The 21,285-nt window shown below is 33.4% G+C and carries 22 protein-coding genes; 15 read left to right on the plus strand and 7 right to left on the minus strand.

Annotation, left to right across the window (positions count from 1 at the left end; all coding sequences use genetic code 11):
* Positions 1 to 3: 3 nt before the first annotated feature.
* The 6 genes from Q0829_RS15020 to Q0829_RS15045 form a co-directional block, all read right to left on the minus strand.
* Entirely contained in the window at positions 4 to 441 is a 438-nt protein-coding gene (locus Q0829_RS15020) for a GNAT family N-acetyltransferase (protein WP_298544530.1), read from the minus strand.
* Between the two features lie 28 nt (positions 442 to 469).
* Positions 470 to 1,306 carry a hypothetical protein gene (locus Q0829_RS15025; RefSeq protein WP_298544532.1) on the minus strand — a complete coding sequence of 279 codons (837 nt, stop codon included), beginning with the start codon at positions 1,304 to 1,306 and terminating at the stop codon, positions 470 to 472.
* A 95-nt stretch (positions 1,307 to 1,401) separates the two neighbouring features.
* Positions 1,402 to 2,703, minus strand: a complete 1,302-nt coding sequence (locus tag Q0829_RS15030; protein WP_298544534.1) for a M20 family metallopeptidase — start codon at positions 2,701 to 2,703, stop codon at positions 1,402 to 1,404.
* A 76-nt stretch (positions 2,704 to 2,779) separates the two neighbouring features.
* Positions 2,780 to 3,370, minus strand: coding sequence for a Crp/Fnr family transcriptional regulator (locus Q0829_RS15035; RefSeq protein ID WP_298544536.1), 591 nt, complete (start codon positions 3,368 to 3,370; stop codon positions 2,780 to 2,782).
* 58 nt (positions 3,371 to 3,428) lie between these two features.
* Positions 3,429 to 4,001 carry a hypothetical protein gene (locus tag Q0829_RS15040; protein ID WP_298544538.1) on the minus strand — a complete coding sequence of 191 codons (573 nt, stop codon included), beginning with the start codon at positions 3,999 to 4,001 and terminating at the stop codon, positions 3,429 to 3,431.
* A gap of 54 nt (positions 4,002 to 4,055) precedes the next feature.
* Positions 4,056 to 4,511 (minus strand): DUF1572 family protein, encoded by a 456-nt coding sequence (locus Q0829_RS15045; RefSeq protein WP_298544540.1) that lies wholly within the window; start codon positions 4,509 to 4,511, stop codon positions 4,056 to 4,058.
* 232 nt (positions 4,512 to 4,743) lie between these two features.
* Between Q0829_RS15045 and Q0829_RS15050 the strand changes: the two genes are divergently transcribed.
* The 13 genes from Q0829_RS15050 to Q0829_RS15110 all read left to right on the plus strand — a co-directional run bounded on the left by Q0829_RS15050 (position 4,744) and on the right by Q0829_RS15110 (position 19,083).
* On the plus strand, positions 4,744 to 5,076 hold the full coding sequence (locus Q0829_RS15050; protein WP_298544542.1) for a single-stranded DNA-binding protein: 333 nt from the start codon (positions 4,744 to 4,746) through the stop codon (positions 5,074 to 5,076).
* A 341-nt stretch (positions 5,077 to 5,417) separates the two neighbouring features.
* Positions 5,418 to 6,098, plus strand: coding sequence for a Crp/Fnr family transcriptional regulator (locus tag Q0829_RS15055; RefSeq protein WP_298544545.1), 681 nt, complete (start codon positions 5,418 to 5,420; stop codon positions 6,096 to 6,098).
* Positions 6,099 to 6,114: 16 nt separating this feature from the next.
* Positions 6,115 to 9,642 carry a metallophosphatase gene (locus Q0829_RS15060; protein WP_298544548.1) on the plus strand — a complete coding sequence of 1,176 codons (3,528 nt, stop codon included), beginning with the start codon at positions 6,115 to 6,117 and terminating at the stop codon, positions 9,640 to 9,642.
* A gap of 114 nt (positions 9,643 to 9,756) precedes the next feature.
* A complete protein-coding gene (locus Q0829_RS15065; RefSeq protein WP_298544551.1) occupies positions 9,757 to 11,367 on the plus strand; it encodes a glutamate synthase-related protein in 1,611 nt (536 codons plus the stop codon).
* A 34-nt stretch (positions 11,368 to 11,401) separates the two neighbouring features.
* Entirely contained in the window at positions 11,402 to 12,148 is a 747-nt protein-coding gene (locus Q0829_RS15070) for a hypothetical protein (protein WP_298544554.1), read from the plus strand.
* Between the two features lie 6 nt (positions 12,149 to 12,154).
* Positions 12,155 to 12,538, plus strand: coding sequence for a DUF2721 domain-containing protein (locus tag Q0829_RS15075; RefSeq protein ID WP_298544555.1), 384 nt, complete (start codon positions 12,155 to 12,157; stop codon positions 12,536 to 12,538).
* 17 nt (positions 12,539 to 12,555) lie between these two features.
* Positions 12,556 to 14,511, plus strand: coding sequence for a thiamine pyrophosphate-dependent enzyme (locus tag Q0829_RS15080; protein ID WP_298544558.1), 1,956 nt, complete (start codon positions 12,556 to 12,558; stop codon positions 14,509 to 14,511).
* A gap of 2 nt (positions 14,512 to 14,513) precedes the next feature.
* Positions 14,514 to 14,732: a hypothetical protein gene (locus tag Q0829_RS15085; RefSeq protein WP_298544561.1), complete on the plus strand. Its 219-nt coding sequence runs from the start codon at positions 14,514 to 14,516 to the stop codon at positions 14,730 to 14,732.
* Positions 14,729 to 15,139, plus strand: coding sequence for a hypothetical protein (locus Q0829_RS15090; RefSeq protein WP_298544564.1), 411 nt, complete (start codon positions 14,729 to 14,731; stop codon positions 15,137 to 15,139). Before Q0829_RS15085 ends, Q0829_RS15090 begins: the two co-directional genes overlap by 4 nt.
* Positions 15,139 to 16,170, plus strand: coding sequence for a Rieske 2Fe-2S domain-containing protein (locus Q0829_RS15095; RefSeq protein ID WP_298544566.1), 1,032 nt, complete (start codon positions 15,139 to 15,141; stop codon positions 16,168 to 16,170). Before Q0829_RS15090 ends, Q0829_RS15095 begins: the two co-directional genes overlap by 1 nt.
* A gap of 12 nt (positions 16,171 to 16,182) precedes the next feature.
* Positions 16,183 to 16,980, plus strand: a complete 798-nt coding sequence (locus Q0829_RS15100) for a hypothetical protein (RefSeq protein ID WP_298544568.1) — start codon at positions 16,183 to 16,185, stop codon at positions 16,978 to 16,980.
* Between the two features lie 205 nt (positions 16,981 to 17,185).
* Positions 17,186 to 17,839: an ion channel gene (locus tag Q0829_RS15105; RefSeq protein ID WP_298544570.1), complete on the plus strand. Its 654-nt coding sequence runs from the start codon at positions 17,186 to 17,188 to the stop codon at positions 17,837 to 17,839.
* Positions 17,840 to 17,841: 2 nt separating this feature from the next.
* On the plus strand, positions 17,842 to 19,083 hold the full coding sequence (locus Q0829_RS15110) for a sodium:proton antiporter (protein ID WP_298544572.1): 1,242 nt from the start codon (positions 17,842 to 17,844) through the stop codon (positions 19,081 to 19,083).
* Positions 19,084 to 19,158: 75 nt separating this feature from the next.
* On the opposite strand, the gene Q0829_RS15115 is transcribed toward Q0829_RS15110, so the two are convergent.
* Entirely contained in the window at positions 19,159 to 20,169 is a 1,011-nt protein-coding gene (locus tag Q0829_RS15115) for a WYL domain-containing protein (protein ID WP_298544575.1), read from the minus strand.
* Positions 20,170 to 20,336: 167 nt separating this feature from the next.
* Between Q0829_RS15115 and Q0829_RS15120 the strand changes: the two genes are divergently transcribed.
* Together Q0829_RS15120 and Q0829_RS15125 are read left to right on the plus strand one after the other, a co-directional pair.
* A complete protein-coding gene (locus Q0829_RS15120) occupies positions 20,337 to 20,567 on the plus strand; it encodes a hypothetical protein (RefSeq protein ID WP_298544578.1) in 231 nt (76 codons plus the stop codon).
* 471 nt (positions 20,568 to 21,038) lie between these two features.
* A complete protein-coding gene (locus Q0829_RS15125) occupies positions 21,039 to 21,197 on the plus strand; it encodes a hypothetical protein (RefSeq protein ID WP_298544581.1) in 159 nt (52 codons plus the stop codon).
* Positions 21,198 to 21,285: the final 88 nt, after the last annotated feature.

Consider the following 21,285-nt stretch of genomic DNA (forward strand, 5'->3'; position numbering starts at 1 on the left):
ACTCTAAATCTTCCGCTCCATCAAATATAAATCCAATCCAGGTCCCCAATAATTCTTTTCCGTTTCTTTTAACGTAAAATCAAACTTTTCAAAAAATCGATATGCTAATTGAGAAGTCGTTATCACTATTTTTTTGATAGTAGCATTTGATTTAAAAGAATTCAAACAATATGTTACTGCTTGTTTTCCTAATCCAAGTCCGGAATAGTCCGGATGGAAAAATATCCAGGTTATTCTTCCGGTTTTGTCTTCTTCTTTTACATAGCACCCTACTCCACCCACTATGTTGTTTTTATATTCGATTGTAAAATAGGTGTTACTATGCTGTTCTAAATATTCCTCAAAATCTTTTACTTCTTTTGGGTCAAAGTATTTGGGTGTATTTAATTTAAAAATAGCAACCAATTCTTTTTTATCATGCAACTCGTATGGTCGTATCATACTGAATGTTTTAAGAACAATACCGTTCTTAGTTAATTTGAATAGAAAAATTATCTACAAAAAGTTCTATATCTTCAGCTGTTGGATTCGCTGTAGCTCCGATTTGTATTCTTTCGTAAAAAGTAGGTTCCTGTAAATTAAAATCAATCCCATTCTGGGCAAAAACATCTCTAAACACTTGTGCATTTGGCATATTCATACCACTACTATTAATCACTTCATTACCATTGATGAGTAACTTATTCGTACCAGCATCATTATCAGATAACGTTAATTCTAATCGAACCGAAACCCATTCGTTTCTAGGAAACTGAAATGATGTTTGCGTTAGCGTACTTGCAGAAATTTTACCTCTTTCTAAGGATAAAAAATCATTACCGCCAGACATTTTTAGTCGAACACCGGGACATTGATTATCGCCATCCGAAGAGGGATCGGCATCTACTAAAGGATCCCAACAGGAGCAACACTCTAAATCAATCAAAAAAAGTTCCTCTAAATTCGCTGTAGCGTTAAGATAAAAATCTGCCTGAATAATTACTTGATTTCCGGAAAAAGCCTGAAATCCTCCTTTTTCTATATCCATTTTGGACAGTACATTGTCTGATTGAAATGCAAATAACCTCAATGCATTTTGTCCTTCTGAAAAAATAGTATTAGATATTGTAATTTCATTTGAAGGATTCGTCTGCTGTATGTTCGACCATCTGCTGCCGTCATCAGGAAAAAGCTCGTCTATACTATTGGTTTGAGTTTCAAATCCGTCTTCAAATAAAAAAGAGGAAACTGATGGAGTTGTTTCATTATCATCTCCCGAGCATGAAATGCAAAGAACGAGAATCATTAATATAAAAATAGACTTCATAACAAATCATAGATTTGTTATGAAGATACTATATTTTAATTACCTCTGAAAGATTCAGGGATTAGACTGTAATAGTTCCTGTACACTTACTCCTCCTATTGAAATAACCGCTCTACAATTAATGACGAAAAATAATTCACTCCGGTTTTAATACTAATTTCATCAATCGCAAAATTTGGTGCGTGAGGCATCGAAATAATCCCTTTTTCGAAATTAGAACCTCCTAAGAAAAAATACGTTCCGGGTACCTTTTCCTGGAAATATGCAAAGTCATCACCACGCCCATCTGGCATTTCTCCATATAGTCGGATTACACTTTGCGATCCATAAACTGTAGAAATAGCATTCATTGCCTTATTGGTTAACTTTTTATCATTCATAAGATTCGCTCGATCTCCAGAATATGACACATTTACCAAACTAGTTGAATATTTTGACGATTTAATTTTCTGTTTTACTTGAGGTAAAATTCTATCCAACTCATTAAAAATACTAGAGCCAACATACGTTTTAATTGATATTAGAGCCTCTGTTTTTTTAACATTAAAATTATCATATACCGTGGTATAATCCTTAAAAATTGTATTTGGATTAGCTAAACCGATAGCAGGATTTAATAAACTTTGTGGATCAAAAAACTTACTACCAGGTTCTACATTTTGAAAACTTTTAAGTAATGTCTTAGTGTACTCAATCATGGCATCATCATCTCCTGAGTTTTTATACGATACTTCTATGACCTTATAATCAGCAAACAGCCATTCTGGTTTGGTTGAGATCATTGTTGCAGGTAGTGGAGCTATATGAGCTGCGTATATCTCTTCTGGGTTGATGATATCAAATAAGCCATCTTCTATCATTGCTTGTGCTCCCTTATAATTCTCTTCTGAAGGTTGAAAAATGAAATAAACCGTCCCTTTTAATTGATCTTTTTGACTTGCTAATACATTAGCAATCCCTAATGCGATAGTAGCATGTACATCATGTCCACAAATATGACGAACACCCTCTGTTTTTGATTTAAAATCTACCACATCAGGTATTTCTGAAGGCATCGCATCAATATCAGCTCTCCAGGCAATTTTCTTTCCTTCTTTGGCTCCTTTTAAAATACCAACAACACCATTGCCGCCAATATTTGTTTTAACCTCTAATCCAATAGAGAGCAAATATTCCTTGATTTTATGAGCTGTCCTTTTTTCCTGTTCAGAAACTTCAGGATTCATATGAAAATCTCTATGAATTTTTACAAGGTCGTCAAAGATCTTATTAGTTTGTTGTTGTATGCTTTTATGAATAGCTGGTTTTATAACGCTTTCTTGTCCAAAAGTTATTACACCAAAAAAAAGAAATAATATAAAAATTGTTGGGCCGACTATTGTTCTATAAGTAATCATTTTTTATTGTGTTTAAATTTACACCGTAAAAATGTGATATAATTAAACAATGTACCTGACACATATGTGACAAAAACTATTTTTTTGCAATTTTGCTTCGTATTCTGCTCAAAGATTGACGTTCTATTCCTAAATAAGTTGATAAGTGAGATAAACTGATTCTATTTATAATATCTTTATTATGCGCTATAAAGTCCAAGTATCTTTCTTCTGCATTTTTAAATAGAAAACTCTCTACTCTATCAGTTTGGAAAGTCAAGACATACTCGGCAATTAACCTCCCATACATTTCACTTCTCTTATACTTTTTATACCCTTCTTGAATTTTATCATAGGGTAACTTTATAATGACAGATGGCTCTAAACACTCAATAAAATACTTAGATGGTATTTGTCTAATAAAAGCCGGGTAATCTGTGGCATAGTTATTTTCGTTTACAAAACCTGTAGTTATCTTATTCCCTTTTTCGTTAACATAATATCGTCTAAGAAGACCTTTACACACAAATGCAACTTCTTTCTGAACTTCTCCACTCTTGAACAAGAATTCTTTCTTATCATACTCCTCTATAGTTAGGTATGAACGTAAAAAAGCCAACTCTTCTGAGTTTAAGTCAGGGAATAATTTGATATAAGCATTATAAAATTCTTGGTATTCTTCTTTCAAATTCTTTTGTTTTTTAAATATTTTCAACAAAGTGCTACGCCAAAAGATAGCTTTGTTTTTATTGACAATTGATATTTAAATGCACTTCTTGAAGCTGATTCCAAATAGGATGATTTATTTCTTTAGGAGACAAGTAAAACCAGACTAAATGTTTTTTTGTAGCATTACAGTATTCATATTTAATATTTGCACGTAATGTAATCATATCCTTTGCAAAAAATTCATCATAAAGTTTTATAGAACCTTTATAACGATCATCTTCAATTTTCTGCATCGAAGATTCTGTTACAGGAATATCTTTAAAGAAACTAAAATTCGTAATGGCTCCTGTATTCATAAGTCCATCAAAATAAATATTCATGATGTTTTCTAGTGCCGCTTCATTTATCATTGGATCTTCCTCTAAGATCCATAGAAAAACATAAGAAAAATAATCCTCACTATTTGTTTCTCCCCAACCCGGTGCAAATCGAATATGCTCTTCTCCTTCATAATCTAAATCTCCTGCAAATATTAACGGAAATTCTAATACTTCACTGCGCCAATCATTTTTTGCTTCAAGAACATTATTTATATTATTATGCAACCTGAAATAAAGATATCCCGCACCAATGGCTATGAGTAATATCAAAACCAATAATATTTTTAATATTTTTTTTAACATCGCTATGGTTACTTTTCTAGATTACACATCTAGTATTCTTCTATGATAGTTTATTTGTCCTAAATGGTAGGTTAAATGTGTAGTAAGGTGTATAAAAAACCTTAGCGTACTTGGATTCTTATCCATTAGTATTCTGGGATATTCTTTTTGTAGATCTTCATGCGTTACTTTATCCAATGAATCTTGTACAATCGTCATCACATCATTTACCATAGATATCAGTTGTGATTTAGGCACATTTTTTAACGAAAACTCTTTATCTCTTTCTCTAATATATCCCGTTTTACCAAATTCTGCACCTATATAAGTATTCAGATTACCGACAAGATGCAAGCACAGATTTCCTGCAGAATTACTGATATCTTTTGTTTCGATCCATAGATTTTCTTCTTTGGAATATGCACTCACTTCTTCTTTCAGTTTTGTCAAATCTCTATCAAAAATTGTTTTCAAGACCGCTATGATTGAATCATTCATAAGTTTTTATATCCTGTTTTTTATTAATATTCCTAAGGTATCAATTTTTTATTCAAAACTACTTTTATTAATCGTTTTCAAACGACTACAAACGATTACAACCGAAAATAAACACTTCCTAACCGAATCTTTTTTTAGCCTGCATCTATGTTTGCATTGTCGAAACATAAGAACTTGATACTATTTACTGTTTAATCTACCTGTTATAGACAGGCTTTTAAAAATTGAAATCATGAATACACTTAAAAACAAAGTACAGTTAATTGGAAACCTAGGGCAAGAACCAGAAATTCTAAATTTAGACTCTGGTAAGAAGCTTGCAAAATTCTCTATCGCCACAAACGATTATTACTACAATAAAGCAGGTGATAAAATCACGGATACGCAATGGCATAATATTGTTGCCTGGGGAAAAACAGCAGAAATTATTGAAAAATATGTAAACAAAGGCCAGGAAGTAGCCATAGAAGGTAAACTTACATCGCGCAGTTATGATGACAACGATGGCAATAAAAGATACATAACAGAAGTAGTTTGTAACGAGTTTTTAATGCTGGGGAAATAGTTAGAAAGGAGCTGTATGAATTTCATACAGCTCCTTCTCATTTTAGAAAAATTTACCAAACTCATCCGTTTTGACCTTATACGTCTTTACGTTTTGTTATATAAGCTAGTACTTTTTAGTGACTCCTTTTCCGCTATGATGATTATCAACTATGAGGCTTTGTTACAAACTTAAATTGATATCATCTGTAGGTATATGACATTTTATAAAAGGACCTTCCTCTGGAGTAAAAAACTGTAAATAACACCAGATTGTCGTCTGAAGTAACTTCTGCTAATTAATTCATAGTCAGTACTATTAAATTTTACTACATTTAACAATACTAATCAAACCTCATCTAATTGAATACATATACTAAATACTGGTTTCTAGAAGGCTTTAACCTTTTCAACAAACTAGGTAGAATCACCATGATGCGCATGTGTGAAATCCTGGAAATGGACAGTATTGATAAAGGAACTACCATCCAATTACTTAATAATGATAAAAAAAGTATCTTTTTCCTTAAAAAAGGAACTGTAAAAATCATAGATACCGTTAACAAAAATGTAAAGTACATTGTAAAAAAAGGACACATATTTGGTGAACTATCACTTTACAATGAACAAGCTGCAGTAGAAGAACAAGCTATTGCCTTAGAAGACTGCATCGTCTGCTATATAGAATCTGAACGAATGGAAAGTATTATGGAGAAACATAAATCCCTTAAAAACGGTGTTCTAAAAGTCTATGGTTTACGTATCAAAAAATTGGAAAGACGATTACAGGACTTACTCTATAAAGATAGTACTACGCGAATTAAAGAATTTATTTTTGACTATATCCAAGAGTTTGGCGAAGAAAAAAATACTAGAATTATTGCCAAAAACCTCTTGTCACATAAAGATATTGCGAATCTAACCAATACATCTCGACAAACAGTCAGTAATGTATTAAGCTCTTTAAGAAAAAATAACATTATAGCTTATAACTCCCAAAACATCTCACTATTCAAGACTCAAAAGCAACAGGATAATATATAAACTAATCTATTAAGATATGAAACACACACAATCAAAACTCATCTTAATTATTCTCTTCTTATTTTCTATTAAATCTATTAATGCTCAAGAAATAGAAACCTCTATTTTTATTACGGCAAATACCAGTGAAGATGAAAATCAAAGTATTTTAAGAAATATAGAATCAATTTCTAATCAAACTAAAAATGCTACTTTACTAATAGTCGGTAACACTGCCGATCCTAAAAGCATTAAAAAAGGTTCTTCCAAAACATCTGTTGGAAAACAATTAGACATCATTGCCGATTTTAATGGAGAGATTATTTTTACTCCAGGTTATAATGAATGGAAATCTGCAGGTTATAAAAATGTAAGAGGAATTGAAAAATTTATTCAAAAAAATAGTAAAGCTAAATATTACCCAGATGATGGCTGTCCTATCAAGAAAAAAGACATATCTAAAAATGTAGTCTTAGTGGCAATCGATTCGCAATGGTATCTAGAAAATTGGAATAAAAACATCTACATCAATGATGATTGTGATATCAAAAACAGAACACAATTTTTTCTAGAATTTGAAAGTATTTTGAAAAAGAACCAGGATAAAATCAAAATTATAGCCATTCATCACCCAATACATACCTATTCTAAACAAGGACTATTATCCAATACGGCAGGTACATCGATACAAGATTTTGAAAATAAACAATATCGCAATTTTAGAAATAGAATTACCACCCTTGCTCGACAAAATGAAAATGTAATCTTTGTATCCGGAAAAGATAAAAACCTACAATACATAAATAAATATGGAATCCCACAAATTATAAGTGGTGCTATCGGAAAAACTGAACGGGTTAAAAAAGCCCTCGAAGGAGATTTTGCAAGTACACAAAAAGGATATGCTAAATTAGATATTTATGCCGATGGTAAAACTACTGTTCATTATTATTCTTTAGAAAATGGAAATACAACTCCCCTATTTAACACGACTGTATTACGAAATGAAAAAGAAAAAACTGCATATATACTAAAGCCTATTACTAGTTTTTCAGCAACTCAGAGTTCATCTGTTTATAGTCTTGACGAAACTAAGAAAAGTAAATTATACAAAGGTTTATGGGGACAACATTACAGAAAACATTATAGTAAACAAGTACAAGCCAAGGTAGCTCTTTTAGACACTCTTAAAGGAGGTTTAACACCTGTCAGAAAAGGAGGAGGGCATCAATCCAACTCACTTAGATTAGTCGATAAAGACGGTAAACAATACGTAATGCGTGCGCTACGGAAAAGCGCTACAAAATTTATTCAGTCGACAGCGTTTCTTGATAAATATGTAAAAGAAGATCTACAAGATAGTTACGCTGATCGATTTTTATTAGATTTCTACACTACTGCACATCCTTATACACCTTTTGCTATAGCAACATTATCAGATGCCGTTGATGTATTTCATACCAACCCAAGTTTATATTATATTCCAAAACAAGAAACCCTTGGTGAATTCAATAACGGTTTTGGAGATGAATTATACTTAGTAGAAGAACGAGCAGAATCCAGTCATAGTGATTTGGCATCTTTTGGGAAACCTAAAAAGATTCTTAGTTCTAATGATGTATTACAAGAAGTACATAAAACTGGTAAATCCATAGTAGATGAACCTTCTTATATCCGAGCGCGATTATTTGATATGTTAATTGGTGACTGGGATCGACATCCAGATCAATGGAGATGGGCTTTCTTCGAAAAAGAAGATGGTACAGAAATCTGCAAACCAATTCCAAGAGATAGAGATCAGGCATTCTCTGTTTTTGATGGTGCCATTGTTAACTTCTTAACTCATGCTATACCTGGTTTAAGAAAAATGCAATCTTATGATGACCAACTACGCAGTCCTAAATGGTTTGGTCAGACTCCATATCCATTAGATATGACTTTTATTAATGGTTCGGACTGGTCTAAATGGAAAGAACAAGCTACTTATATTCAGGAAAATCTTACCGATGAAGTAATAGAAAATGCTTTTGAAAATCTTCCTCAGGAAATGAAAGGTGAGACCATTGATGATATCAAAAAGAAACTGAAAGGGAGAAGGTCTAATATTGTCGATATTGCCCAGAAATATTATAAACACCTCAACAATTTTGAGGTAATAACAGGCACTCAAAAAGATGACATTTTTAATATAAAAAGATTACCAAATGGCCAGACCAATATAGAAATCCAAAGAAAAGATATTGGTATCCTAAATAGAACCTTTAATAAAAAAGAAACTAAGGAAATTTGGCTATATGGATTAGATGGTAATGATACCTTTAATGTAGAAGGAAAAGGAAATAACCTAATTGATATAAAAGTAATTGGAGGTAAGAAAAATGACACGTATGACTTCAAAAACACAAAAAGAATAAAGTTATACGATTATAAAAATAAAAATAACACTATTGTAAATAAACGCTCTAAAAAATGGCTTGTAGACGATTATGATGTTAATAATTATGATTACAAAAAAACAAAATACTCCTTTAATCAAATACTTCCATTAATAGCATTTAATCCGGATGATGGACTACGAGTGGGTGTATTAGATAATTTCACATATTATGGATTACAAAGAAATCCATTTACCCAGAAACATTCTATTAGCACATCTTTCTATACAGGTTCAGGAGGGTTTGACGTCTCTTATAAAGGTGAATTTTCTCATATCTTTCATAATTGGAATTTTGGCATTGAAGGGCTGTACACCAGTCCAAGTTTTGCTCAGAATTTCTTTGGCTTTGGTAATGAAACGGATTATGACAGAGATGTTGTTGATTTAGATTTTAATCGTGTTAGACTTAGAAAATGGAACGCTGCAATCTCATTGATTTGGAGAGGAAGAGATGGAGGATATTTTCAATTCAAACCTTTGATAGAATCCTTTGAATTAGAAAATACAAATGGTCGTTTTGTCAATAGCATTCCTATTACCAATGATGTTTTTGATCAACAAACTTATGTAGGAGCAGAAGTTACTTATGGCTTTGAGAACAAAAATGACATAGCTTTTCCTACCTTGGGGATGGAAATAGGGCTAACAGCAGGATATAAAACAGCTATCGACGGAAGCGATAATAGTTTTGGGTATATAGAACCTAAAATTGACATCGACCACAAACTAAATAAAAGCGGAAACCTGGTCTTTGCTACCGAGATTGGAGGCGAAGTAATCTTGGGTAATGATTTCGAATTTTATCACGGAGCCCAGATTGGTGGCGTAAAAGGGTTACGCGGTTTTAGAAACGAAAGGTTTGTTGGTAAATATGCTGCATATCAAAATACGGATTTACGACTTAAACTTGGTAAATTTAAGACAAGCTTCATTCCTCTTAAATATGGACTTACAGGAGGATTTGATTATGGCCGAGTCTGGTTAGAAAATGATAATTCTGATAAGTGGCACAACAGTGCAGGAGGATCTTTTTGGATTAGTGGATTAGACTCTTTTACTGCTAATTTAGGGTATTATGCAAGCTCTGATGGAGGCAGAATAACATTCGTTCTTGGATTTGCTTTTTAAAAATTCAACAATACTGAAAGTTTTGTTAAAACCTTAAGACCAAATAATATATTTATTCCGATCATTAACAGAATAAATTTCAAAATAACTAACATCAAAACACCGAAACATCACATGAAAAAACCTGTAGCAATTGCCCAGATCAGTAATTTAGAAAATAAACAACCTACGCACGCTTTAGTAAATGGATTAGACTTGGTTATTGTCAAGTTTGATCAAGAAATATCTGTATTATATGGTAGATGTTTGCATAGAGGTGCCTTAATGGCTGATGGACATGTTGATGGGCATAATCTTATTTGTGGAGTTCACGGATGGGACTATAGAGTTGACACAGGTATTTCTGAATATAACAATAAGGAGATTCTCCATAAATTCAACACAAAAATAGAAGGAGACAACTTATATGTGGATGAAATAGAAATCGATGCATATTTAGCAAATCAACCACAACCTTTTAACAGAGATGAATATCTAGGAGCTTATGCAGATACGCATCCAGAAGACACAGAACCTTATACTGGATACATAAAGGAGCTTGCTAAAAATGGATTAAAAAATCTAGGACATCATGGTTTTTCGGCTTCTATGGGTGTAGATAGAAATACATTGCCTAAATGGAATGATATTCAATTCTTACCGGCTCAATTAGCTAGTAGACCTTTGTTAGATCACGAAGAAGTAACTACCAAAGTAGTAATTGGTCCTAAATCAAAGAAACCTTTACACCTGGATATCCCATTGTTTGTAAGTGATATGAGTTTTGGAGCACTCTCTAGAGAAGCTAAAATTGCTTTATCCAGAGGTGCAGAAATGGCCGGAACCGGAATTTGTTCTGGAGAAGGAGGCATGTTACCACAAGAACAAGAAAACAATACCAAGTATTTTTATGAGTTGGCATCGGCTCAATTTGGATTTTCCTGGGATAAATTAGATAAAGTACAAGCCTTTCATTTTAAAGGAGGACAAGGAGCAAAAACTGGTACAGGTGGTCATCTACCAGGAAACAAAGTAAGTAAAGAAATTGCCGAAGTTAGAGGTCTAAATCAAGGAGAAACTGCTATCTCTCCAGCGACCTTTCCTGACTTTCACGGTGTAAAAGATTTCAAAGCATTTGCTGAACAAGTACGTGATCGAACAGGTGGAATCCCAATTGGTTTTAAAATTGCAGCCAGTCATATCGAAAAAGATATCCAGTTTGCTTTAGATGTTGGTGTGGATTATATCATCTTAGACGGACGCGGTGGTGGAACGGGATCTGCGCCTACTATTTTGCGTGATAATATTAATGTCCCCACAATTCCTGCATTAGCAAGAGCCAGAAAATATCTTGATAAAGTGGGTGCTACAGATGTTACCCTAATTATCACTGGAGGGTTAAGAATAGCAGAAGATTTTGCAAAAGCAATGATGCTTGGTGCTGATGCTATTGCTGTATCTAATTCTGCATTGCAGGCTATTGGATGTTTAGGAATGCGCGCATGTGGAAGCAATAATTGCCCAGTTGGTATTGCTACGCAAAAAGAATCATTAAGAAGCAGATTGATTATAGAATCCTCAGCAAAGCAATTATACAATTATTTTGACGCTACTAATGACTTAATTAAAGTTATTGCAAGAGCTTGCGGATACGATGACGTATCTAAATTTAATCAAGATGATTTATCCACTTTTGATAGGGATATGCATAAATTAACAGGTATAAATTATGCCGGTGTGCTTTAAAACACAATGATTAACATATAACGCAACCAACAATATGACAACTCAAATGCACTTAGCGGCTCAATATCTGGCTGCTGCTGGAATAAGTTTTGTAGATAAAAAAGATGATGATAGTCACACGAATCTTGGATTTTCAATAGAAAAAGGAACGCTTTACACAAGGAAATTAGACAATAAACCAATTGTTCTTTCTCTTAGTTATGATCTTTTTACATTAGAATGGAATGATGCTAATTCTAAAAGCACTTTGAAACTGGATGGCACATCCCATGCAGAAGTATTACAATGGTTAAAAAGAATGACAGCAAATAGTGAAATAAGCAAACCGTATTCTTACGATATCCATTATGAACTACCATATCAAATTAACGATGACTATGTCTTCAAATTAGAAGATGTTTCGGCGCTTAAACAATTAAAAAAAAACAGAGTATTATCGTCAGAAATCATTAGAGAATTTCTGGATAGAAATAAATTAGATTCTGAAATAAGAATATGGCCTCATCATTTCGACACAGGAGCTTTTACGCCGTTAAAAGATGAAACTGGTCTTGCCATTGGACTAGGTTTAGCAATTCCGGATGAAGCCCATAATGATTACTACTTCTATATAAGTGGATACAGAGGCCACGATGGAGTAGATACAGCAGACTTTAAATCGCTATCTCTTGGCGAATGGAAAAACGAAGGTTTTAAAGGTGCTATTTTACCTATTACAGGTATACATAAAAGCAATGGAATTACTTTTTTTGAAGAAGCTCTTTCTATATATAAAAACTAAAAAATTATGGAACATTGGTATCTACCGGCGACTATTATACCAGGTATTGGACTGCTGATATTATCCACTTCTAATCTTTTAGTTAATCTAAGCACAGAGATTAAAACATTGATTACAGAAGACTCGACAAAAGAAAAACTAATTGAACGAAAACTAAGACAACTTAAACTGCTAAATAGCGCAATGGTTTTTTTATATGTCGCTGTAGCTAGTTTTGTGATTTCTGCATTAGTTTCTGGAATTTACAAAAGTCTCAAAATCAATTTCAATGCTACAATTTTTATTACCATCGCTGGTATTATCAGCGCCCTATTAGGTTTAATAGCTCTGATTATTTATTCATTTAGGGCCGTAAAAATTAGACAAGATCAATATCTCAATAAATGCTAACATCTTAAAAAACAATCATGGCTTCAAAAAAAGAAACTGTTTGGTATAAAGTACTGGATAACAAAGATAGACTTCCAGAAGGAAGAGTACAGACCGTAACCGCTGGTCATCAAGGTGTTTGTCTGACTCATTATAAAGGTAAATTTTCTGCTTTAGATAATAGATGCCCGCATCAAGGAGGTCCTCTAGGAGAAGGTTCTATAGAAAATGGTTTATTACGCTGTCCGTGGCACGGATGGGATTTTGATCCTTGCACAGGATTACCTCCAGGAGGTTATGATGATGGCGTTACTACTTTCGAAGTAAAAGAAGATGGAGATGCTATTTTTGTTGGTATTCCGGAAGAACCTAAACATGAGGATACTATTTCTGATGTCATGATGCAAACCATGGTTAATTGGGATGTTAACACCGTTTTCGGGATGGTGGGTCACTCCAATCTTGGTGTTGCAGATGCTATGATGCGATTAGAAGAGCAAGGGAAATTACAATATTTCGGGATTCGTCATGAAGGAGCCGCAGCATTTGCTGCATCTGCTTATGGGAAATTAATGGGGAAACCCGCAGTATGTTTTGGTATTGCAGGACCCGGTTCTACCAATATGTTTACAGGTATGTGGGACGCTAAAGTAGACAGAGCACCACTACTAGCATTTTCTGGGCAAGTAAATACACAAGTGATGGGAACCGGAGCGTTTCAGGAAGTAGATTTAGTTAAAGCTTTCCAGACCGTAGCTGATTTTAATCACGCAGTACAGCAAAACTCAAAACATAGTGAATTAATGAATTTAGCTATCAAAAGTGCTTTACTAAATAGAAATGTATCACATATTACATTTCCGGATGAAGTAGCTTTTATGCCAAAAACTAAAGGTGAAGAAGCACAAACTCCTGAAGGTAGAATCACACCTATGAATATTTCACCTCCAAAACAGATGGTTGCAAAAGCAGTTTCGATGATTTCGGAATCTAAAAAACCAGCCATTATAGTAGGGCATGGAGCAAGATTTCATATGGAAGCGATTACTGCCTTTGCGGATAAATTAAAGTGCCCTGTAATTACTACCTTTAAAGGAAAAGGACTTATAGCGGATGCCCATGAATTAGGATGTGGTGTATTAGGGCGTAGTGGAACTCCTATCGCATCCTGGTTTATGAATGAAAGTGATTTATTGATTGTGTTTGGAGCTTCTTTTTCTAATCATACTGGGATTACTCCGAAGAAACCTATCATTCAGGTGGATTACGATCCAACAGCACTAAGTAAATTTCATAAAGTAGATGCAGCTTTATGGGGAGAAATCTCAGAAACCTTATCGCTGATAGAAGAACAAACAGAAAACAATATCAATACGATTGATAGAAGATCTGAGATTGCAGAACGATGGAACATCTGGAAAGAAGAAAAAGCAAATAGATTAAAAGATCAAAGTGATAAAGGAATCAGTTCCATTGCTGTTTTTGAAGCAATGAATAAAGTCACTCCAGAAAATGCTGTAATTGCTGTAGATGTAGGAAACAACACCTACTCATTCGGTCGTTATTTCGAGCCTCAAAATCAATCTATTTTAATGTCAGGATACTTAGGATCTATTGGATTTTCATTACCTGCAGCTATGGGAGCCTGGGCAGCACAAGGAAAAGAAAGACCTATCTGGTCAGTATCTGGTGATGGTGGTTTTGGTCAGTATTTAGGAGAAATGATGACATTGGTGAAGTACAATATGAACATCAAACACGTATTGTTAAACAATTCAGAACTAGGTAAAATTTCTAAAGAACAAAAAGCAGCAGAAGTAGACGTATGGCAGACATCACTGCACAATGTAAGTTTTGCAAAATATGCAGAAAACTGTGGCGCTTTGGGAATTAAAGTCACTAAAAAAGAAGACCTGATTCCTGCCTTAGAAAAACTAAGAGATCACGATGGTCCGGCATTGTTGGAAATAATTACAGATGTAAACCTTATATAAATATGGAAATAGTAATTAAAATTATAACGAGTCTTTTAGGTCTCTATTTTGGAATCGGTTTTTTATTTGGTATTTACTTTTTTATCAAAGGTGCCTTTAAAATAGATGAACTGATAGCAGATAGTAAATGGACCGTTCGATTATTGTTGGTTCCAGGAGCAATTGGCCTTTGGCCTGTTCTCCTTTTGAAAATAATTAATAAATCAAGAACAAAATCATGACTTCAGGATTACGAAAAGCTCATAAAATAACATGGATCTTGTTACTTATTGCAGTACCTGTACTAATCATGTTTTCAATTCATAGTATTAAAGAGCCCTTACTTACAGACAATGATGTATTACTTTCTGAAAAAATTTCAGGGCAACGTACTGTTTTAGAGAATGACACCTTTTATATAAGTATCAAAGAGCAAAACTCATCAAATGCACTTCAGATTATTCTAAAAAAACCGCTGAAAACGGCCTCATCCATTGTGTATAGTTTAACACCAAGCAATGGAGATGGAACCTATTTAGGTACATTGAGTAAGAAAGGAATATATCAATTCGAAGTTGATAAGTCTACCAGGAGTATTCGGATATATGATGAAATAAAGAAAAACAACATTATTAATATCACACTATAATGGGAGTAAATTATCAAACTGTATTGTGGAATAAAAACAAAAAGATCTATGATAAATGGATAGGGCTTAGCATGCTTATCTATTTACTCTGCTTCATTGGTATTACCATAATTACCAATAGTGGGACAAGTCCAGAAACCTTGATTATAAGAGCTTTTGGAACTTTAGCAATTGCTTTACTGCATATTATTCTGGCTATAGGACCTTTAGCAAGATTAAATACCAGGTTTCTACCTTTGTTATATAATCGTCGTCATCTTGGTGTTAGTATGTTTTTAGCAGCTTTGGTTCATGGAGGGTTTTCTATGTTTCAGTTTCATGCGCTGGGAAATACGAATCCTATCTATGCGATTTTCACTTCTAATATGGATTACGGTTCTCTAACCAATTTCCCGTTTCAGGTATTAGGTTTTTTCGCTTTAATCATTTTATTTCTAATGGCCGCTACAAGTCATGATTTCTGGTTAAAAAACTTATCTCCTAAAATCTGGAAGCGACTACATATGATGGTATATTTTGCATACGCTTTAATCATTTTGCACATATTTCTTGGAGCATTTCAACAACAACCTTCTATCGCTTCGTTTTTGGTATTAGGATTAGGTTTTATAACGATCGCTTCATTACACTTAATTACTGGATTCAAAGAAACAAAAACAGATAAAACCAAAACACAGCTTATAGAAGACGGCTGGGAATATGTTTGTGACATTGATGAAATCCCTGAGGATAGAGCTAAAATATTTATAGTAGATAAAGAGCGAATCGCTGTTTTTAAATACGATAACAAGCTATCTGCTATTTCTAATGTCTGTAAACATCAAGGAGGTCCATTAGGTGAAGGGAAAGTTATAGATGGTTGTGTTACATGTCCATGGCACGGATATCAATACCTGCCTCATAATGGTCAGTCTCCTCCTCCTTTTACAGAAAAAGTTGCGACATACCGTTTAAAAAATGATAACAACAAAATATATGTACTACCAGAAGCCTTAGCAGAAGGAACCGAAGTAGCACCTGTCACCTATTAAATAATAATATCTATGAATACTAATGAAGATGATTTTTTTGTTGGTTACATTGACAACGTTTCCTCCAAAACAAAAAAGACAGTAAAGAACTTTGTGATATTAGGTTTATTAGCCCTGATAACAATAGCTGTTGTTTTTGCTTTTACACAAAATACTTTTAAGAATAGTTCCTTTGAATTAACAACGAATACGAAGATTATGGGAGTTTATCATGAAATGCCATATCCTATGTTGAAAGTTAAAACTGCTGAAAACACCTTTAAAAATATACTTTTAATCGGTTTTGGAAAATATAGTGCTAATCCATTTCTAAAAAAGATACGCGAAGAAGCTTCTGAGTTATCTGGAAGTATGCTGAGTATTGAAGGGAATCTCATCTATTATAACGGAAAAACATTATTACAGATCACTAGCGATGAAAAAGTTACACTCATCGAAAAAGCTAATGCTAAACGATTACCTAAGATCAAATCATTGGTAAACGATATGGAATTAACTGGTGAGATTGTAGATCCCAAGTGTTATTTCGGGGTAATGAAACCTGGAAAAGGAAAGATTCATAGAAGCTGTGCTGTCTTATGTATTTCCGGAGGGATTCCGCCTGTATTAGCTACAACCGATGAGAATAATATCTCAGAATATTATTTGATCACGGATCAAAAAGGAGATCCAATTAATAAAAAAATATTACCGTATGTAGGTAAGCCTTCGTTAGTAACAGGTAATGTAGTAAAAATTGAAGACTGGTATCAATTGCGAATTGATGTTAGTAGTATAAAAGAACTGAATCTGCCTTCTAGGATATATTAACATGGATTCGATTAATAAACCATTGATTATAAGAAAATTAAATAATCATTTCTAATCTGTCACCTCGAGCGGAATCGAGAGGTTGCTTTTTGATAGTACATATTAAGTCTCGACTCCGCTCGATCTGACAGATATATCATAGGATACTTAGTTTCGAGCTAAATATTAATCAAAACTCAGGTTGTTAAAGGACTATTTGTAAGTAATGAATAAAATACTAAAAATATTAGATACCTATAAATACTTAATAGCGCTCATCAGTGTATTTAATTTTCTATTAACTCCAATTCACGCTAGTATATCGGAGGTGTATCCTGCCCACGCAGTAGTCCTTAATTATACGCTGGTAATTCTTGCCAGTTCATTGATTGCTTCTAATACCAAAACCAGAATAAGAACGTATATCTTAGGTATTACAGCTTTAGTATTTATATGGTTAGAGTTTTCTAATCCGGATATGTATATGATCAATGTATTCCGGTTACTATCTTCATTTCTTTTGTTTTCGTACTTCTGTTTTTTATTATTACATCAATTAAGGAAAATAGATAAAATAAACCTTCAGTTTATTCTTGGCCCTATTTTGGGGTTCATTTATTTAGGGATCATCGGTGGAATCCTTTTTGAGACTATTCATTTCATCGATCCAGGATCATTCCATCTAAGAGGAGATTATTCTGGATACATATTTTATTATTTTAGTTTTATTAGCATAACTACCGTAGGTTATGGGGATATTACTCCTCTTACTCCACAAGCACAATCTATTACCTTAGTTATGAATATCATTGGTCAGTTTTATCTAGCTATTGTTATCGCTGTCTTTGTTGGAAAATATATTAATGTAAAATCTAAATAACTATGCTACAGTCCTTCAGTATTGTTTTTTCTATTGCTGCTTTTTTTAGTTTTGTAAACTATAAATGGCTAAAAATGCCTGCTACCATAGCACTTATGCTGATGAGCTTAGTAACGGTAGTAATTATTACTTTAAGTAAGAGTATTGCACCTGATTTCTACCAATTTTTTTGTGATATCGTTGCTAATTCTGATTTTAGAAGTTTACTATTGGATGGTATTTTAAGTTTCTTGTTGTTTGCAGGAGCACTTCACGTAAATATTGATGAACTAGCAAAAGAGAAATGGCCGATTATCTTGTTTGCCACTTTAGGAGTTTTGATTTCTACATTTATTGTTGGCGGGCTTACTTTTGGAGCGGCACAATTAATTAATATTGAATTACCTTTTTTACATGCACTCCTTTTTGGAGCATTAATATCTCCTACGGATCCGATTGCTGTTATGGCCATTCTAAAAAAAGCAAACATTGCCAAAAGTTTAGGTATTAAAATTGAAGGCGAATCTTTGTTTAATGATGGAATCGGAGTTGTGGTATTTTCTGGAATACTAATCCTTACCGGAATGGGGGAACATCACGGAGAAAGCTCAGTTGGTCTAGAGATCGGTAAACTATTTCTGGAAGAAGCTGTTGGTGGAATTATATATGGTGCATTGCTAGGTTTTTTAGGATATCAAAGCATTAAGTCTGTAAAAGAAAATCCTCAATTATCTGTCATGATCAGTCTTGCTATTGTAATGGGAGGATATGCATTTGCCTCCTTAATACATGTATCAGGACCATTAGCAATGGTAGTTGCAGGAATGATAATTGGTAATAAATTAAATGTAGCATCCAATCAAGGAGCAACAAGAAAACTAATCAACGATATATGGGAAGTATTAGATGATGTTTTTAATGGTATTTTATTTGTTCTGATAGGTTTAGCTATACACCTATTAAAATTTGATACTGGACATTTAACATTAGGAATTATTGCTATTTTCATAGTGCTTTTCTCTAGATTTATTTCGGTGCTTATACCATATTCTTTATTAAAACATTCAGAAATGAGTCCTATAAAAACAGTAACTATATTAACTTGGGGAGGATTACGAGGTGGTATCTCGCTGGCATTAGCATTAAGTTTAGCAGACAACCCTTCATCCGAAGTAATATTATACATCACCTATGTAGTCGTATTTTTTTCTATTATCGTGCAAGGACTTAGTATTGGTAAACTCGTTAAGAAATTGTATAAATAAACCTTCTATATCACGAATTTTATTTGAAATCCGTCAATATTTCATTTATACTACAGAATATATTATAAAATAACATTATTCATATCTTCCTAATGCTCTCTTTAATTTACCATGAATTCTTGTTCGTAAACGTTCTGGTTGTAATACTTCAATACTATCTCCAAAACCTAGAATTAACCGCTCCAATTCAAAATTTAGTTGCACTTTAATACTAAAAGTTGCTCCTCTTTCATCTTGCGATAAAATTTCCTGTGAAGTATGAAATGGCTTTGTCACCACATACGGAGCATTACGATTATCTATTCTAAAAGTTATAAGTTCTGGTGCTACATTTTCCGAAACTGTTACTCCCACTACATCTTTATAATATAAGTCTCCATCAATATGTTGATCGATATATACAATATCTTCCTTAGAATTATGGATACTAACAATTCTATCCAGTGCAAAGGTCGTCAACACCTTTCGTTTGTGTCCTATTGCTAGTAAAAACCATCGGTTATTAAACTCTTTTAATAACTGAGGATGGATAATGATTTCAGTTTCATCTCTTGCCTTAAAAGATTTATATGAAATCTTCAATACTTGTTTGTTTTGTATCGCATGGTACAGTGTATCAATATGCTCTAACCCCTTTAGTTGTTCATTTTTTTCTAGATGAATAATAGGAATATTATCTTTCTGAGTTGCATATACCGAATCTTCTAATCGTTCTATAACACCATTCATTTCTTTAAACAGCGAAAAATCCTTAAACTGTCTTAATATCTGTATGGATTCATTCATGATCTTAATATCATGATCCGTCACTGGAATATTCATAATACTATAATCCTCTTCTGCATATCTATAATATTTACGCTGATATACCTCTATGGGTGCATTATACCCAAGTTTATCACTGCGCATCATCTGTATATCCAACTGCACAGTTCTTTTACTTACATACACATCTTTTCCTTCATACTCATATAATGCGTCAGAACAGGCTTCAATAAGATCATCCAACACCCACTGCTTAAACTTATTACGTAGACATTGATCAATTGTCTTATATCGGATTAGTGCATTTTTATTAGAAGCCATTTTTAAAAATTTTGGAAAAAATAACAAATAATTTCAACTACGCAAAAAGAATGCGTACACACTCCAGACATTTGTTATATAAATAATAAACAAATAAAAATTTCGAATACGCATTGCTCGTTTTTTTGCACAGCGTATCATTCAATTAACAATTAAAAAATTTAACAATGAAGTTTAATCAATTTTCTAAAAAGGAGCAGGAGATCAGAAATTATCTGTTAGCCGATGCATTTGCAGGCTTCGACGGAATAGGGTTACACACTTCGGTTGTTAATACTACTCCAGTAAAAATGCCAAATGCAAATGGTACAACAGCACTGGAAACAGTCTTGAATTTAACTAGTATGCACATTCGTGAAGTGCTAGTAACAGACAGCTATACTTCGCATATAGTTTAGATGTTGCAGGCTTTCAATAAGCTGATTCTAGAAAAACATCTATCCCCGACCCTTCCTTCAAAGGAAGGGAGTTTAAAAGGGTCTCCCTTTGAAGGGAGATATAGAGGGATGTTTCTTTTTCAATCACTTATTGCTTGATTACAATATCCATATATCGAACGTATCCAGGTATACATTTCTATGACGCTTATTGAAACAAGGTTACAAAATTCGTTTTGTCAATCTGAGCCTATCGAAGACTCAAACACATCTATCAGGTCTTAACTAACAATCTGATATGTGACACTGAGCTTGTCGAACTACAGTTTGCCGCTACCCGAAAAGGGGAAAGTAAGGTATCGCAACTGTACTAGGATCACTTTCCCACCTTACTGATCATTTCCCATAGGTACTAAGTATGTATCCACATACTAGCTGGGGTTGCAACCTATGGGCGTACCCCAACAATTGGAATATCAAACAACTAACAACATGAAAACTTTAAAATACTTACTATTAGCCGTATTATTAGGTCTAAACTTGGTTTCTTGCGACCCTCCTACTCTCCAAGAGGAAGTTGGAGTTGAGGAAGTAGAGACAACTTCTCTCACTGAAGATGATGAAGAAGAAGTTGGTCAATCCTCTAACTAAGTTCATCGAAATGACTTTAAATGTTAATAAAAAAGGAGTCTAATTCAATTTAGACTCCTTTCATTTTATTCATGTTTTTTCAAACCAA

The organism is uncultured Aquimarina sp., assembly GCF_947492405.1.
In the GTDB taxonomy this organism is placed as follows: domain Bacteria; phylum Bacteroidota; class Bacteroidia; order Flavobacteriales; family Flavobacteriaceae; genus Aquimarina.

Bases quoted from the DNA above. Each gene is read 5' to 3' on its own strand.
- Q0829_RS15060 (WP_298544548.1), top strand. From the start codon at position 6,115: ATGAAACACACACAATCAAAACTCATCTTAATTATTCTCTTCTTATTT.
- Q0829_RS15030 (WP_298544534.1), bottom strand. From the start codon at position 2,703: ATGATTACTTATAGAACAATAGTCGGCCCAACAATTTTTATATTATTT.
- Q0829_RS15095 (WP_298544566.1), top strand. From the start codon at position 15,139: ATGGGAGTAAATTATCAAACTGTATTGTGGAATAAAAACAAAAAGATC.
- Q0829_RS15065 (WP_298544551.1), top strand. From the start codon at position 9,757: ATGAAAAAACCTGTAGCAATTGCCCAGATCAGTAATTTAGAAAATAAA.
- Q0829_RS15075 (WP_298544555.1), top strand. From the start codon at position 12,155: ATGGAACATTGGTATCTACCGGCGACTATTATACCAGGTATTGGACTG.
- Q0829_RS15080 (WP_298544558.1), top strand. From the start codon at position 12,556: ATGGCTTCAAAAAAAGAAACTGTTTGGTATAAAGTACTGGATAACAAA.
- Q0829_RS15070 (WP_298544554.1), top strand. From the start codon at position 11,402: ATGACAACTCAAATGCACTTAGCGGCTCAATATCTGGCTGCTGCTGGA.
- Q0829_RS15020 (WP_298544530.1), bottom strand. From the start codon at position 441: ATGATACGACCATACGAGTTGCATGATAAAAAAGAATTGGTTGCTATT.
- Q0829_RS15105 (WP_298544570.1), top strand. From the start codon at position 17,186: ATGAATAAAATACTAAAAATATTAGATACCTATAAATACTTAATAGCG.
- Q0829_RS15090 (WP_298544564.1), top strand. From the start codon at position 14,729: ATGACTTCAGGATTACGAAAAGCTCATAAAATAACATGGATCTTGTTA.
- Q0829_RS15025 (WP_298544532.1), bottom strand. From the start codon at position 1,306: ATGAAGTCTATTTTTATATTAATGATTCTCGTTCTTTGCATTTCATGC.
- Q0829_RS15120 (WP_298544578.1), top strand. From the start codon at position 20,337: ATGAAGTTTAATCAATTTTCTAAAAAGGAGCAGGAGATCAGAAATTAT.
- Q0829_RS15085 (WP_298544561.1), top strand. From the start codon at position 14,514: ATGGAAATAGTAATTAAAATTATAACGAGTCTTTTAGGTCTCTATTTT.
- Q0829_RS15125 (WP_298544581.1), top strand. From the start codon at position 21,039: ATGAAAACTTTAAAATACTTACTATTAGCCGTATTATTAGGTCTAAAC.
- Q0829_RS15110 (WP_298544572.1), top strand. From the start codon at position 17,842: ATGCTACAGTCCTTCAGTATTGTTTTTTCTATTGCTGCTTTTTTTAGT.
- Q0829_RS15115 (WP_298544575.1), bottom strand. From the start codon at position 20,169: ATGGCTTCTAATAAAAATGCACTAATCCGATATAAGACAATTGATCAA.
- Q0829_RS15050 (WP_298544542.1), top strand. From the start codon at position 4,744: ATGAATACACTTAAAAACAAAGTACAGTTAATTGGAAACCTAGGGCAA.
- Q0829_RS15045 (WP_298544540.1), bottom strand. From the start codon at position 4,511: ATGAATGATTCAATCATAGCGGTCTTGAAAACAATTTTTGATAGAGAT.
- Q0829_RS15100 (WP_298544568.1), top strand. From the start codon at position 16,183: ATGAATACTAATGAAGATGATTTTTTTGTTGGTTACATTGACAACGTT.